We start from the raw sequence: 362 nt of genomic DNA on the forward strand, positions 1-362 counted from the left end.
TCCGGAACTTCTTTTTGTTTCATAATTGCTGTTGCCATTTATTCTTCACTTCCTGTCTTTTTTAGTGTTAGTGTTTTTTCTTATATCATATCTTAAATCCAGATAAAAATTTAGGATGTCGATTGCAGACAAAATCTGCCTGATCAACACCCTGTTTTTTTATTGTTCCAAGTTATCGAGCCAGTCATCGAAACTCTTCTTAGAGATGCGATACTTTCCGCCATCCAACTGGATCCACCGGAATTCCTTTTTCTTTAAAAGGTTATAAATAGTAGGTCTGCTGACTCCTAAGATTTCCTGTAACTCTTGAACTGTATAACATCTTTTTTCTGACATTTCTTTATCCTCTTTTCTTTGAAATA

At 34.3% G+C, this 362-nt stretch carries 1 protein-coding gene; it reads right to left on the bottom strand.

All coding sequences use genetic code 11. The features are described from left to right. Positions 1-159: 159 nt before the first annotated feature. Complete coding sequence (locus G5B12_RS17165; protein ID WP_003864535.1) at positions 160-336, bottom strand: helix-turn-helix domain-containing protein; 177 nt, start codon at positions 334-336, stop codon at positions 160-162. Positions 337-362 lie beyond the last annotated feature (26 nt).

The organism is Blautia sp. MSK.20.85 (assembly GCF_013317245.1).
Lineage (GTDB): Bacteria > Bacillota > Clostridia > Lachnospirales > Lachnospiraceae > Blautia_A.

Coding starts and splice junctions, on each gene's coding strand:
- G5B12_RS17165 (WP_003864535.1), bottom strand. CDS start 336: ATGTCAGAAAAAAGATGTTATACAGTTCAAGAGTTACAGGAAATCTTA.